The following is a 13,974-nucleotide window of genomic DNA, read 5'->3' as shown; positions in this document are numbered from 1 at the left end:
ACGATCTTTTTGTAATGAAACAAAACAAGCATTTGCTCGTTCAAAAACTCACCAAAAGTGAAGTTCAAAATTTGGATAACATTTCCACTGATGCTGAAACGGCACAACTGGAATTAATACATGCCGGGGTAAAGAGTTGGCAGTTGGAATTTGAAAACTTAAGACAAAAAGGCAATATCAAAATCAGCGATGCTTCGTTGAAGAAGGCAAATCGACTTTTTAAAGCCGCGTTTTTAGCCATCGAGCAAAAGAACCTAAAAACCGAAGATGGGGTTTTTGAATCAATGAAGAGTTTTATAGATATGAGATCACTTAAGAACGATGCATTTGAGAAAATGGCGCGAGATACAATTATCAGCACTGCACCTTATCTAATGCAAACGCTTGGCGAACAAAAAGAACATTGAAATAAATTACTTAAATTGACTTAGGGAATTAAATCCATGTGGATATTGATAGTTATAACTTTTGCAGCATCAAACGGCGGACCTTCTGGTGTTGCCATGCAAGAATTCTCGAGCAGAACCACCTGCACAAGTGCGGGAGCGGAAGTTGAGAAATACTCCAATGGCATTGAATATATTTGTGTGCAAAAATAGTTGATTATACCAACTATTTATTCAATGCTTTTACGATGGAGTGGGAGTTGATCTGACCGACGGGTTCACTCGCATCATCCTGAACTGTGACTGCAGCAACAGAACCACCAAGCCGATCCATAATTTCAGACAACGGTGTTTCCATAGTCACGACATCCTCGGGCGCGCGCCCTTTGATTGGTTCCATGATGTCTTGCGCTGTTAGAACGCTTAGCGGGTTCATGTGCTGAACAAAATCAGCAACATATTGGTTCACCGGATTGGAAAAAATTGCACGTGGTTCGCCCGATTGAACAATCCGGCCACCTTCCATGATAACAATTTTATCGCCAAGCTTGAACGCTTCATCCAAATCGTGGCTCACAAAGATGATCGTGCGTTTTAAACGCTCTTGCAATTCCAGCAACTCGTCTTGCAAACGTGTACGAATGAGCGGATCCAGTGCAGAAAACGGCTCATCCATCAGCAGAATTGGCGCTTCAGTGGCAAATGCACGCGCAAGCCCTACCCTTTGCTGCATACCGCCTGAAAGTTCACCCACTTGCCTATCCGCCCAATCAGCAAGACCAACCAGTTCGAGTTGTTTTTGGACGCGCTCCTGTTTTTCATTGGCTGCAACACCTGCAACCTCTAAGCCAAAACCAACATTGTCTGAAACGGTGCGCCAAGGCAGCAAACCAAATTGCTGAAAGACCATTGCAACACGAGATCGACGAATTTGTTTAAGCTGGGCTTTTGAAGCGCTAGCTATATCAACCATACCGTCGCCGGTGTTCACATTTACCGCTCCACGCACCACTTTGTTCAAACCGTTTACCGAGCGCAAAAGTGTTGATTTTCCAGATCCTGAAAGCCCCATAAGCACCAGGATTTCACCTTCGTTCACATCAAGCGAACAATTATGCACACCAAGGATCTGGCCACATTCAGATTGAATGTCTTCGCGAGATTTACCTTCATCCATGAGAGGAAGTGCGGCATCAGGGTCATTACCGAAGACTATATTCACTTGATCAAAAGAGACGGCAACACTCATTTGTCTGCTCCTCTTAAGCGCAACATGCGATCTAACATGATGGCGACCACAACGATGACAAATCCACTTTCAAAGCCGAGTGCTGTGTTTACTTGATTAAGTGCACGTACCACTGGCACACCCAAGCCATCAGCACCCACAAGTGCAGCAATCACCACCATGGACAGTGAAAGCATGATCGTTTGATTTAACCCCGCCATAATCTGCGGGAAAGCGTAGGGAAGCTCAATCTTAAACAGCGTTTGCATGGACGTAGCGCCGAAGGATTCAGCTGCCTCAGTCAGTGTTTTAGGTGTTGATGACACGCCCAAATGCGTTAACCTGATGGGTGCTGGCAATACAAATATAACTGTTGCGATCAAACCCGGCACCATGCCAATTCCGAAGAAGACAATCGCAGGGATGAGATATACAAAAGTAGGAAGGGTTTGCATCAAATCAAGAACGGGACGCATTGCAGTATAAAGACGCGGTCGGTGGGCAGCTCCGATACCGATTGGGACACCGATGGCCATACACACAACGCAAGCAGATAACACAAGCGTCAGGCTTTCCGTTGTTTCTTCCCAGTAGTCTTGATTGATGATGAACAGAAAGCCGAGCAAAATGAACAGACAGGTTTTCCAAGACCGTTGCAAAAACCAGGTGAGCACGATGAAAAACGCTACGATGACCAACGGATGCGGTGTTTGCAATACCCATAATATTCCATCAATCAGCGCCTCAAGCCATTCCGCGAGCCCATCAAAGAACCAAGCGCCATTATCTTGCAGCCATTCGAAAACCGTTTTAGCCGTTTTGCCAATTGGTATTTTTGCGTCCGTAAGCCATTCCATATCGATACCGCCCATGATCCCCGCCCATCTAGCGAATTTAATCTAAATGGGTGGGGAAGTTTTGAGATTAACAAGTGATGATTATAGGCCCAAAGCCGATTTGACAGCTGCCATACCATTGCCACCGTCTTTTGTTGTCACACCGGCAAGCCAAGTATCCAATACACCCGGATTTGATTTAAGCCATGCTGCCGCTGCATCATTTGCGTCTTCACCATCATTTAAGATTGCGCCCATGATCTCGTTTTCCATGGCAAGGCTGAACTCAAGGTTTGTCAGCAATTTGCCAACATTTGGACATTTATCGACATAACCGGTACTTGTATTTGTATAAACGGTTGCACCACCAAGATTTGGACCGAAGAAATCGTCACCACCTTCAAGATATGTCATCTGGAAATTGGCGTTCATTGGGTGTGGTTCCCAACCCAAGAAAATCACGGCTTCTTCTTTTTTGTCAGCTCGTGCCACTTGCGCCAACATGCCCTGCTCTGAGCTTTCAGCAACCTCAAAACCTTCAAGACCAAATGCGTTTCCATCGATCATGCTTTGGATTAACCGGTTACCATCATTGCCCGGCTCAATACCATAGATTTTGCCTTCAAGTGCATCTTTGTTCGCGGCAATGTCAGCAAATGTTTTAATGCCAAGAGCAGCACCAGCAGCATTGGTTGCAAGGGTATATTTCGCGCCCTCTAAGTTGGCACGGACCGTATCAACAGTGCCAGCGTCACGGTATTTTGCAATATCGCCTTCCATAGTTGGCATCCAATTACCTAGGAAAATGTCAATATCGCCTTTTTCCATCGATGCATATGTCACCGGCACAGACAACACTTTTACATCTGTTTCATAACCAAGCGCCTCAAGCACGGTGGTTGTTGCAGCTGTTGTTGCAGTGATATCGGTCCAACCCACATCTGAGAATGTGACTTCTCCACAATCTGCAAATGCAATAGCCGTTGAAGACGCAAGAACGGCTAAACTTAAGCCAACATGTTTGATCATTTTCATAAAACTCTCCAGATTTTGGTTACACAGTTAAGCTGCATCTTTTCGCATCAATTTTGAAAATGCAAATAGAAATGGCAATAAAACAGGGCTTTTTGCGAATGTCACTCATAATCTCAATACTTGGAAAATATACGCGCCATCTATTGTCGCAAATATACAATTCTTTTTCACTGGCAATTAAAATCGCTCACCTAAAAGACGATAACACCAGAAAGGTTCTGCCGTTTTTATTAGGTGATTTATCTTCGCGGGTGAAAATCCGGTGATGCGTTTTACCTCACGCCCCATATGAGATTGATCGGAAAATCCAGATGAATGTGCAAGTTCTGCAAGCGACATATCGGGGTTTTTTGTCACCAAATCATGCAGCATTTCAATTGATGTGTAGTGACTAATTTGCTGCTTTGAAATGCCCGTCCAGAATTTAAATTTGCGCTCAATTGTACGTAAACTTTTGCCTGCCTCTGATGTCATTAATCTTGCAAGTAAAAAATAAGACCAATCGCTAACGCGGTCTGACCCTATCCAATCTGGCAAGCTATTATCATTGCGGCTGGTTTGCCAAAGCGGTGAAACTTGTTGACAGATTTGAGACCAGCAAAGGTCTAAGTTTTGCGTGTAGTCTCTGACCTGAAATATATCTCGCAAATGCTTGACGAGTTCAGCTTCTTCATAACGCTTGCAAAGCCTTGCCCACGCATCTGGGTAAAACCCAACCGTGATTACAAAAACATCTCCATCGCTCCAACTCATTATGGGATGATTTGGTGAAACAATCTTAGAAAAACGCGGCATTTCATACGTTTTGCTTAAATCAAAACCACGATCATCAACATCAAATGTCTGCAACTTGCCTTCAATTACATATGATATCGAGATCAGTGGATTGGCGGGAAAATAGTTATATCGATCAGCTGAAGTTAACTGTGCGCCTCGTGTATCTCTAACCACTGCAGCGGCAATACAACTTGCTAAATTTTGCGGCGGCTGAAGCAAAAAAGATTTTGGTTTCATTTTAAGGCTCTAATGTCGAAATCATTCTATAGCGCAAAAGCGTTTTAAGCCAAAAGCAGATGCATGAAAACTCCCCTCCAAATATGAACGAGATACACATGCCAAAAATTCGTTTTTCTGAAAAATTCTCTCAACGGCTCACAAGCTTTTGGACACTTAACAAGATTGCACTTCAAACCTATTGGCGACACGCCTTAGGTCACAAATTAGCACCTGATTGGGACGCAAATATTGAAATAGGCATTCATTATTGGCGTCATCAATTTACCAAGGCAATGCAACATCAGGACATTCAAACCGGCCGGCAGATCTTTAATAGCGTACAGACAGAAACAGATGATGAATATCTGGTTTCAATTCGTCAATGTGATGAATGTCCAGGCACATGGTATTATCCCCAGAACGCGATACCGGAAGCACATATATTGTATTTCCATGGTGGAGGTTACACATTTAACGGCCCCATAAGTGCCCGTTTTGCATCCATGTTATCCCATCACTCCCATGCGAACTTATTTTCAGCAAAATATCGGCTAACCCCTGAGCACCCTCACCCGGCGCAAAGCGAAGACGCATTAAATGCCTGGCAATATGTCGCGGACAAAGTCGGTGCAGAGAACATCGTTTTAATTGGTGATAGCGCTGGTGGTCACATGGTACTCATGCTTATGCAACAACTAAAAGCACTTGGAAAACCACAGCCAAGATTATGCGTTGCTTTGTGTCCATGGACAGATATTGGTGATCGCGGAGAAAGCCTTCATAGTAATAATCACTATGATTTGGTGCAAAGCTGGATGGCTATTAAGTTCAGCAAGTGGCTTGATCCAAACGGTTTATATGGCCGTGAGGAATTATCACCTATTTATTATGATTATTCAGGTCTAGCACCGATATATATTCAGACAGGTGGCCGCGAAATTCTGCATGACATGATATGTGAGTTTGCAGCAATTCAACAAAACAATGGTGCGCAAGTCAGGCTTGATATCTGGCATGATATGCCACACAATTTCCAAGCCTATGACACCATGAAAACGTCATCACGCGAGGCATTAGCATCTATTTCTCAGGCAATTCAGAGTTCATTTGCTTCTCAAAGCGAGAAAAACAAGTTCTTTGAAAGCACTCTATAACATGCGATGTTCGCAGCGATTCTTATTTTCAGGGGCGCAATATGCAAGTTTTCCAGATCTTATCTGATCCAATTCTACCGGTTTTTGCGATTGCGGTGATTGGCTATATTTCTGGAAAGCTTGGTAAAACAACCATTGATGAAGCACGTCAGATAAACAAGTTTGCAATGAATGTGCTTTTGCCAATATTCATTTTCGGTTTGATTGCAAAAGCACCCATTAGCACATTTAGCCTCAAGCCGGTTCTCGCCTTTTTAATTTCGCAATCTATTGTATTTTCGCTCGGGTATTTCATCGCTTCCAGGATTTTTGGCCGAGGCAATGGCGAATCTATTCTTTTGGGCTTTATGGGGATTTTTGCAAATAACGCGCTTTATGTCCTACCAATATCTGTTTTGCTGTACGGCGCTGATGGCGTGCTTCCCATTTCAACAATTGTTACGTTAGATGCTATCATTTGGATGGCGCTTGCCATGATTGCGTTGCAGCTCATTCGTTTGGGGAAATTCAGCGTTCAAAATGTTGCTGCAACCGTATTGACAACACCAACACTTCTTGGCGTGTTTTTGGGTGTGATTTACAGCATTGCTGAGTGGCCATTGCCCGGCCCGCTCAACACATTTGTTAGTTTTGCCGGTGCTGGTGCAGCGCCTATTGCGCTCTATTCGCTTGGTGTGGTCATGAGTGGTGTTAAACTCAACCCTGATAAACTTGTTGCAACATTTTCAACGATAAAAATTATTATATTTCCAGTCATGGTTTGGATTGCACTTGAATTGATTGCACCAAATTCACCGCAAAAAGACTTGTTCTTATTAGGCTCAGCAGGACCTGCAGGGGTAACAGCACTTAATCTAGCGCTGTATTACAACGTGCGAACGGAGGCTATTGCTCAGGTCATCATCTATACAAGTGTCCTTACGCTGATTTCACTGGCAATTTTAGCGTAATGATCTGAATTAGTCATTGCAGTTCAATTGCCTGAGCTATAGGGTTTTACGCCATAACCGAAACTTTGAGGCGTCTTTCTTCATGAAAAAAATCCTACTCCCAATCGCACTTATTGGTCCAATTGTGCTGTCGGCTTGTTCAGATGATACACAAACGCAAAGCAACGCTGAAATTGTTAGAGGTTTAAAGACAGTTTTAGTCTCTGAACAAGAGCAACAGACAACACGCCGCTTTCCCAGCGTATTACAACCAGCGCAAGTGACGACACTGTCGTTTGAAACGCCAGGCAAGCTTGGAGAGATTGATTTGAGTGTGGGTCAACTTGTCTCTGAAGGGCAAGTTATCGCCTCATTGGACCGGAAGGCATTGGAAATTCAGCTAGACACCGCAAAAGCTGCAACACAGCAAGCCCGCGTTAATGCAGAAAACAGTGCGGCACGATTTGAACGCCTTGATGAGCTGTTAAAATCGGGTACCGTGACGCGCGCAAGCGTGGATGACGCGCGCACAGCAATGCAGGCAGATGCAGCGCAATTGGCACAAGCACAAAAGCAAGAAGAAAACGCCGCTGATAATCTTGAAAAAGCGGACCTTAAGGCACCTTTTGACGGTATTATCAACTCTGTTGAAGTTGAATCATTTGCGAATGTTGCAGTGGGCACGCCTGTCGCTACTTTTTATCAAGCCGATGGTTTTGAAGCGTCATTATCGGTGAATTATCTGGTATCGCAGCAATTGGTTGTTGGAAAAGATGTGACCATTCGACTGGCCGATAACCCTTCCATCACTCTAAAAGGCATCGTGAGCGAATTAGGATCACGCGCAGATACTGTATCTTCCTTCCCTTTAGTCGTTAAATTAACAGAATCTTCCCCTGAATTAAAAGCGGGGATGGCGATTGAAGTCTCAATTGAGTTCCCTGTTCCAACTGGCAACGGATTTTTGCTTCCGCTCACTGTTTTGCCATTTGAAGGGCAAATTGCTGAAGGCAGTGGACCTAACTCTCCATCTCCGACCGACATTTTTGTCTTTGATGAAGCAACAAGCACCGTCAAAAAACGACAGATCATTATTGGCGGGATTAGAGAAAATCAGTTTATCGCAGTTGATGGTGTTTCGGCTGGTGAACGGGTTGCGTCAGCGGGTGTATCCTTCCTGCGTGATGGCCAAAAGGTAAAACTATTACCAGACACGCAATAGGAGAACGATCATGGATTTCCTTACCCGTTTTGGAATAAACAATTCTCGTTTGACAATTTTGGTGATGATCGCTCTGATTTTGCAGGGTCTTATCACCTATATCGGGCTTTCTAAACGAGAAGATCCGGCCATTACCCAACGAACTGCAGTGGTTTCAGCACAATTCCCGGGCATGTCGCCTGACCGAATGGAAGACCTCATCGTCACCGTCATAGAACGAAAAGCGCGTGAGATTGCTGAAATTGATAAAATCAAAACACTCATTTCAACTGGTTCCGCCCGTATAAACCTGGAAGTAGATGCATCTGTCGCAAAAGCGGATGTTGAAACTGTCTTTCAGGAAATTCGTAACAAAATGGAAGATTTAGATGGTGATCTGCCAGAAGGTACGAAAGGTCCGTTTGTTAATACAGATTATGGCGATGTTGCCATAGCCTCCATTGCTGTCACGGGTGAAGGCTTTTCTCACAGCGAGATCTATGATGCTGCGGACCGATTGCGTAATCATGTCTACACAATGGATGGCATCGGCCGCGTATCTATCTATGGCGAGCAGGAAGAGCGTATTTGGCTTGAAATAGATTCGCGTAAATTGGCAGCTGTTGGTGTGCAGCTCAGTCAGGTTCTCAATGATTTGCAATCCCAAAATGTTATTTTACCCGCTGGTGAAATTGATGCAGCAGGCACGGGCCTCATTCTTGAGGCTAATGGTGATCTGCAAAGTGTTGAAGCGATTGAAGAGGTTTTAACAAAGATCCAGGGATTGAGCGGCTTTGTGCGGCTTAAAGACTTGCTGGATGTGCGTCGCGGATATGTGGACCCAAAATCAAAACCGGTTTATTTCAACGGCTTGCCAGCAGTAACCGTGGCTGTTGAAATGACCGAAGGTGAAGATATTCAAAAGATCGGGCGTCAGCTCAAAGAATTGGTTCTTAGCCACGAGCAAACTCAGCCAATCGGCATTTCCTATAATTTTGCGACCTATCAGGAAGAAAAGGTCACGACAGCAATCAATGACGCATTGATGAATGTTGCCCAAACATTTGCCGTCGTTCTGCTTGTTATGCTGATTTTCTTGGGCTTCCGCTCTGCCTTTATCATTGCATGCATTGTGCCGTTTACCGTTATGTTTGCCATGATGGGCATGCAATATTTATCTATTGAATTGCAGCAGGTCTCCATTGCAGCAATCATCATTTCGCTCGGACTTCTAGTCGATAATGGCTTGGTTGTTGTTGAAGATATTCAAGGACGCATCGCCAAAGGTGAAAGCGCCAATGATGCCGCCATTGCCGCGGGTAAGCAATTTTCAATCCCTCTCGCCGTCGCATCGGTTACAACGGTGTCGGCATTTTTACCGCTTCTGATTTTAGAAGGTACGGAAGGCGAATATGGATTTTCGCTCGGTGCTGTGGTGGGCGCCATGTTGGTTGGCTCCTGGATAACAGCTTTATACATTTTACCAGCCCTTGCTGTTTGGTTTTCAAAAAGGAAAATAGATGGTTCTGATGAACCAAAAGAAAACGTCATCACGCGAGTATACGGAAATGTTCTAAGCAAAACGCTTCGCGCATCCATCATTGTCATTCTCGTTTGTTATGGCCTTGTGATGCTCTCTGGGACCTTATTCTCAGGCGTAAAGAGTGAAATGTTCCCGCTTGGTGCGCGCAACCAGTTCCTGGTTTATTTAGACATGCCGCGCGGCACTGCAATTTCAGCCACTGAACAAGAAGCACTTGCTGTTACAAAATGGCTTAATGACCCGGACACAAATCCCGAGGTCAACAATGTGACAACATATGTGGGTGATGGTGGCCCGCGCTTTTATTTAGCGCTAAATCCGGCCGATACAAATCCTGCAAGCGCGTTTATACTGGTCAATACGTTTGATTTTGAAGGTGCTGTACACGCTGCTGAACGAGCGCAAAGCTACCTGCTCGAAAATCATCCAGCTGCTCGGTACAAAGTTAAACGCCTTGCTATGGGCGGCTCAGAATCCGGTATTGTTGAGGTTAAACTGGCGGGTCCAGATGCTGATAAATTATTAGAGTTAGCCGATATTGTTGAAACAGGTTTCTCCTCTGCCGCTGGAATTGTTCAAAACGAAAACGACTGGGGAAACAAATCCTTAAAAGTCATCGTCAATGTTGCTCAAGACAAAGCGCGCGAATTAGGGGTTACCTCCAAAGATATTTCCGAAATTATGGAAGCCTATTTTTCAGGTTCAAAGATTTCAGATTATCGTGAAGGCAATGATACGATCCCTATCGTGCTGCGCGCCTCTCCGGTCTTCCGCGATAGTCTTGAAGATTTAGCTAATCTATCGGTAACAGCGAGTGGTCAACTCATATCACTTGATCGGGTGGCTAGTTTTGAACCTAGACTTGAATATTCGCAATTGCGCCGCGAAAATCAGGAACGATTGATCACTGTTTCTGCCAAAAGCAACATATTAAGCGCTGGAGAACTGCTTGAATATGTGCAGCCAACTTTGGATCAACTGGAGCTGGGTGCTGAATATAGCTATCGAATTGACGGTGAAACGGCTTCCAGTGCAGATGTAAACTCAAAACTTGGTGCGGGCATGCCTGCTGCGCTGACCGTTATGGCATTTGCACTTATGTTCCAGTTCAACTCGGCACGGCGCGTGGGCCTGACCTTCATGACCATTCCTTTGGTGATCATTGGTGCACCATTGGCGCTGCTTGCCATGGGGCAACCCCTCTCCTTCTTTGCGATATTGGGAATGATTTCGCTCGCAGGCATTATCATCAACAATGCCATCGTGCTGATTGACCAAATTGACATTGAACGAACGACAATGGAGCTCAAGGATGCAATTATCACCGCTGCCAAAAAACGCTTAACACCGATCATGCTCACTTCCCTTACTACAGTATTTGGTCTGGTTCCTATGGCACTTGCGGGTGGTGCATTATTTGAACCCATGGCGACGCTCATGATTGGCGGATTGGCCATTGCATCGATCTTAACGTTGTTCTTTGTTCCGGCAGGATATTATATTCTCTTCAGCGGAAAACTATTTGATTTCCCGCCTAAACCTCAGATCGAAGACGAGATTGAGGAAGTTGCGGAGAACGCAGTTGATCCAGACGCCCAACCCGCCTCCTAAGAGGATTTTATAATGTATGAGAATGACAGTTTTCTCACGTTATCAATCATCGAACGCATTGGGCTTTTGTGTGTCACATTCGTCTTATCAATCGCACTCATTTGGTTGTTCTGGCTAACAATCAAAAGGGTTCATATTTGGCTACGCCCCATTTTGGCACTTGTGTTTTTATACGTATTTATATGGCTGTCACCGCAGATATATTACCTTTATTATCTGCTGATATTTGATTTTCTTGAACTCAAAAATGTCATTCATAAGCCATTTAACCCTTTGACATTGTTCAATTTACTAACTTTCACGGAAAGTGGAAAATTAGCGGATCACGGAAAAGGCATTTTGGGCTGGATCCTCATTGCACTTTCATTTTTAAAACGAAGAACAGTAGGGTAAGCTGCATTCAGAACCGGTTCACATGCAAAATAATAATACAGTTCACAAAACTTTTCGGGGAGTAACAATATGAACAAAATATCCACCGCGCTGGCAATTGCTGTTTTATGCGCATCTTCATTTCCAAGTTTGGCATCTGGAATTGAAGGGCAATGGTTCCTGCACAAATTTGGCGAACTGCGCGCCTATCATGGTGACTTTTTAAATGTATGTTCTGGCGCTGAATTTAGATTTTGCCGCACGGTTCAATATGGATTTGACAAAAGACCCGAAGAACGTTTTTTTGGTGACACGCGTTTATCCATTGCAGACCGTAGAAGCGGAGATGGTAAATCTCAAAGCTATACGATTGAGATTTTCATCAATTCGCTTCCTGACAAACCAACTGGACCATTTATTTTTTCCGTTGATGGGGAGATCTTTAATCCAAAAGCTGGGCAAGTCGTATCCGGAAGCCCTGAGGGTTATAATGTCTCACAAACATTTTCGATCACTGATCCTGAGCTAACGGCAAAGATGATCAAGGCCATGCGCAAAGGCAATTCCTTGCGAGTTTTACATGATGGGTATCGCGAAACACGTTTTCAATTGCGCGGATTATCACGTGCATTGGACGCAAATGAAGTTCAGATGAACGGTGGATCATAGCAATACCAACAAAGCTATGAGCACATTTTGAGTAAAGCTACCTTATTGACCTAATTTGGGAACAGGCGTAGAGCAAAGTCATGTATTACTTACGCTCACTTATCGCCCGATCTTGGCGAACGGCTATTACTTTGTTCAAAATCATGCTGCCTGCGATGATTTTGGTGCGCATTTTGGATCAATTTGGCTTTTCGCAGTCAATTGGTGAGTTTATTGGCCCGATTATGGCCCTGGTTGGTTTGCCTGCTGAGGCTGGTATTGTGTGGGCTGTGACCATGTTTTCATCGCTCTTTGGCGGCATTGGTGCGATGATCACCCTCGCCCCGCAAATGGATTTAAATGTCGGCCAGGTCAGCATATTAGCAGCCATGATGTTATTTGCTCATGCGCTGGTCATCGAACAGGCGGTTGTTCACAAAGCGGGTGCAAATTTCTTTTCAACATCTGCTATTCGCATAGTTGCTGGATTTCTATACGGTCTGATTGCCTATCACGCGATCGACTATTTGGGTGTCTTGCAAGAACCAGCAGAATTTACCTGGGCACCTGAAGGCTTAGAAAGCGATGATTGGATCGAATGGTCGATTGCGACCCTGCAATCCATGGCGATTATGTTTATCATCATTGTTGCGCTGTTGATCTTGCTCGATATTATCGCAAAATTGGGCATTGATCGGCTGTTATCAAAACTTTTAGCACCCGTGCATTATCTGATCGGCATACGCCGCGAATTAGCGCCGATTACCACCGTGGGGCTATTGATGGGAATTGCCTATGGCGGAGGCTTGATCATCGAGCAACTTCGCGAAAAAGCGATTTCAAAGCGCGAATTATTCCTCACGCTTTCGTTCTTGTCGATCTTTCACGCAGTTATTGAAGATACCTTACTAATGATGGCTTTTGGCGCAGACATCTGGGTGATCTTAGTCTTCCGCGGCATTTTCTCAGTAATATTTATGGCGATCCTTGCGCGCATTATCTTCTTTAAAGAGGAGTCTGCGGTTAAACCCGCTGAATAATCACATTAAATCCCACACATCGATAATGTGTTTTTTGACCGCCAAGGCTGCGCAATCTGCATCATCTCTAATCGCAAGATCAACTGAGAAGCTGTTAAGGGTTGGCAATCCGGTTTCCGGCGGCAAGACAACCATATCATCTTCAACCAAAATCGGTGCCATGGGTGCAATCGCGAGATCAGTTCGTACAGCAGCTTTTTGTCCAGCCACATGACCGCTCACAAACGCAGTGCGATAATCGATACCTACTTTGCTGAGGCCTTCAATTGCACATTCCGACCATGGGCAACCATTATCCCACATGGATATCGGCAAAGGTCGTTTTAAATGCGCCTGCCCACCACATAGACCCACCCAGACGACCTCGGATTTATATATGCTTTCGCTGCTCGGGATAAGCGGTTTATGCTCAAGACTGTTCACGACCGCAATATCAAGCTCGCCTTTGGCAAAACGCTTTGCCAGTTCCGTTGAATGATCCACCACCACATCCACCACGATATTCGGGTGAGAATTTGAAAACCGCTCCAACACCTTAGGCAAAAAATATTCGATAAAATCATCCGTGCCACCCAAGACAACAGTGCCTGCAATTTCAGGAATGATGAACTTAGAGACAATTTCGCGGTTCATGGCGAGCATGGTGCGCGCTTCTGGTAATAACATCTCGCCATCCAGCGTCAGCGTGACCGATCGCGCGTTTCGCTGAAACAAAGAGCGACCTAAAACCTCTTCCAATTTGCGGATTTGCATCGAGACTGCTGACGGTGTTCTATGAACAATTTCAGCGGCTTGACCAAAACTTTTGGTTTCGGCGATAGCAACAAAGGTGCGCAGAATATCCAATTCCAACAAAGGCAATGTGGCATTTGGAGACTGTTTTGTTGTGGTGTCTAAAATATTCATAGTTCAATTTTTCTGAAGCAAAAGATCAATTCATTTCGTTTTATTAAATCATCGAACTCTGGCAAAGTCAATTTATCGAAACGAAGGAG

Annotated in this window: 13 protein-coding genes; 8 read left to right on the top strand and 5 right to left on the bottom strand. The window is 44.6% G+C overall.

What is annotated here, in order from left to right:
• Positions 1 to 14: 14 nt before the first annotated feature.
• Positions 15 to 407: a hypothetical protein gene (locus ACZ1GZ_RS11105; RefSeq protein ID WP_472664943.1), complete on the top strand. Its 393-nt coding sequence runs from the start codon at positions 15 to 17 to the stop codon at positions 405 to 407.
• Positions 408 to 612: 205 nt separating this feature from the next.
• On the opposite strand, the gene choV is transcribed toward ACZ1GZ_RS11105, so the two are convergent.
• The 4 genes from choV to ACZ1GZ_RS11085 form a co-directional block, all read right to left on the bottom strand.
• On the bottom strand, positions 613 to 1,635 hold the full coding sequence (gene choV, locus ACZ1GZ_RS11100) for a choline ABC transporter ATP-binding protein (RefSeq protein ID WP_472664942.1): 1,023 nt from the start codon (positions 1,633 to 1,635) through the stop codon (positions 613 to 615).
• The gene (choW, locus tag ACZ1GZ_RS11095; protein ID WP_472668282.1) at positions 1,632 to 2,471 is read right to left on the bottom strand and encodes a choline ABC transporter permease subunit; all 840 of its coding nucleotides are present in this window, start codon (positions 2,469 to 2,471) and stop codon (positions 1,632 to 1,634) included. The genes choV and choW overlap by 4 nt, the downstream gene beginning before the upstream one ends.
• A gap of 81 nt (positions 2,472 to 2,552) precedes the next feature.
• Positions 2,553 to 3,485: a choline ABC transporter substrate-binding protein gene (locus ACZ1GZ_RS11090; protein WP_472664941.1), complete on the bottom strand. Its 933-nt coding sequence runs from the start codon at positions 3,483 to 3,485 to the stop codon at positions 2,553 to 2,555.
• A 177-nt stretch (positions 3,486 to 3,662) separates the two neighbouring features.
• Positions 3,663 to 4,499: a helix-turn-helix domain-containing protein gene (locus tag ACZ1GZ_RS11085; RefSeq protein ID WP_472664940.1), complete on the bottom strand. Its 837-nt coding sequence runs from the start codon at positions 4,497 to 4,499 to the stop codon at positions 3,663 to 3,665.
• Positions 4,500 to 4,597: 98 nt separating this feature from the next.
• Here ACZ1GZ_RS11085 and ACZ1GZ_RS11080 point away from each other — a divergent pair, with 98 nt between their 5' ends.
• The 7 genes from ACZ1GZ_RS11080 to ACZ1GZ_RS11050 all read left to right on the top strand — a co-directional run bounded on the left by ACZ1GZ_RS11080 (position 4,598) and on the right by ACZ1GZ_RS11050 (position 12,979).
• Positions 4,598 to 5,635: an alpha/beta hydrolase gene (locus ACZ1GZ_RS11080; RefSeq protein ID WP_472664939.1), complete on the top strand. Its 1,038-nt coding sequence runs from the start codon at positions 4,598 to 4,600 to the stop codon at positions 5,633 to 5,635.
• 41 nt (positions 5,636 to 5,676) lie between these two features.
• Positions 5,677 to 6,585 (top strand): AEC family transporter, encoded by a 909-nt coding sequence (locus ACZ1GZ_RS11075; RefSeq protein ID WP_472664938.1) that lies wholly within the window; start codon positions 5,677 to 5,679, stop codon positions 6,583 to 6,585.
• Positions 6,586 to 6,667: 82 nt separating this feature from the next.
• Positions 6,668 to 7,786: an efflux RND transporter periplasmic adaptor subunit gene (locus tag ACZ1GZ_RS11070; protein ID WP_472664937.1), complete on the top strand. Its 1,119-nt coding sequence runs from the start codon at positions 6,668 to 6,670 to the stop codon at positions 7,784 to 7,786.
• A gap of 10 nt (positions 7,787 to 7,796) precedes the next feature.
• Positions 7,797 to 10,919 carry an efflux RND transporter permease subunit gene (locus tag ACZ1GZ_RS11065; RefSeq protein WP_472664936.1) on the top strand — a complete coding sequence of 1,041 codons (3,123 nt, stop codon included), beginning with the start codon at positions 7,797 to 7,799 and terminating at the stop codon, positions 10,917 to 10,919.
• A gap of 12 nt (positions 10,920 to 10,931) precedes the next feature.
• Complete coding sequence (locus tag ACZ1GZ_RS11060; RefSeq protein WP_472664935.1) at positions 10,932 to 11,312, top strand: hypothetical protein; 381 nt, start codon at positions 10,932 to 10,934, stop codon at positions 11,310 to 11,312.
• Between the two features lie 69 nt (positions 11,313 to 11,381).
• Positions 11,382 to 11,960, top strand: a complete 579-nt coding sequence (locus ACZ1GZ_RS11055; RefSeq protein WP_472664934.1) for an invasion associated locus B family protein — start codon at positions 11,382 to 11,384, stop codon at positions 11,958 to 11,960.
• Between the two features lie 80 nt (positions 11,961 to 12,040).
• Positions 12,041 to 12,979: a nucleoside recognition domain-containing protein gene (locus tag ACZ1GZ_RS11050; protein WP_472664933.1), complete on the top strand. Its 939-nt coding sequence runs from the start codon at positions 12,041 to 12,043 to the stop codon at positions 12,977 to 12,979.
• Here the strand turns inward: ACZ1GZ_RS11050 and ACZ1GZ_RS11045 are convergent, their stop codons facing one another.
• A complete protein-coding gene (locus tag ACZ1GZ_RS11045; RefSeq protein ID WP_472664932.1) occupies positions 12,980 to 13,885 on the bottom strand; it encodes a LysR family transcriptional regulator in 906 nt (301 codons plus the stop codon).
• Positions 13,886 to 13,974: the final 89 nt, after the last annotated feature.

The organism is Lentilitoribacter sp. JB5-8, assembly GCF_055693385.1.
This window is presented reverse-complemented; position numbering and strand designations above follow the sequence as displayed.

Bases quoted from the DNA above. Each gene is read 5' to 3' on its own strand.
- ACZ1GZ_RS11050 (WP_472664933.1), top strand. From the start codon at position 12,041: ATGTATTACTTACGCTCACTTATCGCCCGATCTTGGCGAACGGCTATT.
- ACZ1GZ_RS11060 (WP_472664935.1), top strand. From the start codon at position 10,932: ATGTATGAGAATGACAGTTTTCTCACGTTATCAATCATCGAACGCATT.
- ACZ1GZ_RS11105 (WP_472664943.1), top strand. From the start codon at position 15: ATGAAACAAAACAAGCATTTGCTCGTTCAAAAACTCACCAAAAGTGAA.
- choV (WP_472664942.1), bottom strand. From the start codon at position 1,635: ATGAGTGTTGCCGTCTCTTTTGATCAAGTGAATATAGTCTTCGGTAAT.
- ACZ1GZ_RS11075 (WP_472664938.1), top strand. From the start codon at position 5,677: ATGCAAGTTTTCCAGATCTTATCTGATCCAATTCTACCGGTTTTTGCG.
- ACZ1GZ_RS11070 (WP_472664937.1), top strand. From the start codon at position 6,668: ATGAAAAAAATCCTACTCCCAATCGCACTTATTGGTCCAATTGTGCTG.
- ACZ1GZ_RS11055 (WP_472664934.1), top strand. From the start codon at position 11,382: ATGAACAAAATATCCACCGCGCTGGCAATTGCTGTTTTATGCGCATCT.
- ACZ1GZ_RS11065 (WP_472664936.1), top strand. From the start codon at position 7,797: ATGGATTTCCTTACCCGTTTTGGAATAAACAATTCTCGTTTGACAATT.
- choW (WP_472668282.1), bottom strand. From the start codon at position 2,471: ATGGAATGGCTTACGGACGCAAAAATACCAATTGGCAAAACGGCTAAA.
- ACZ1GZ_RS11090 (WP_472664941.1), bottom strand. From the start codon at position 3,485: ATGAAAATGATCAAACATGTTGGCTTAAGTTTAGCCGTTCTTGCGTCT.
- ACZ1GZ_RS11085 (WP_472664940.1), bottom strand. From the start codon at position 4,499: ATGAAACCAAAATCTTTTTTGCTTCAGCCGCCGCAAAATTTAGCAAGT.
- ACZ1GZ_RS11045 (WP_472664932.1), bottom strand. From the start codon at position 13,885: ATGAATATTTTAGACACCACAACAAAACAGTCTCCAAATGCCACATTG.
- ACZ1GZ_RS11080 (WP_472664939.1), top strand. From the start codon at position 4,598: ATGCCAAAAATTCGTTTTTCTGAAAAATTCTCTCAACGGCTCACAAGC.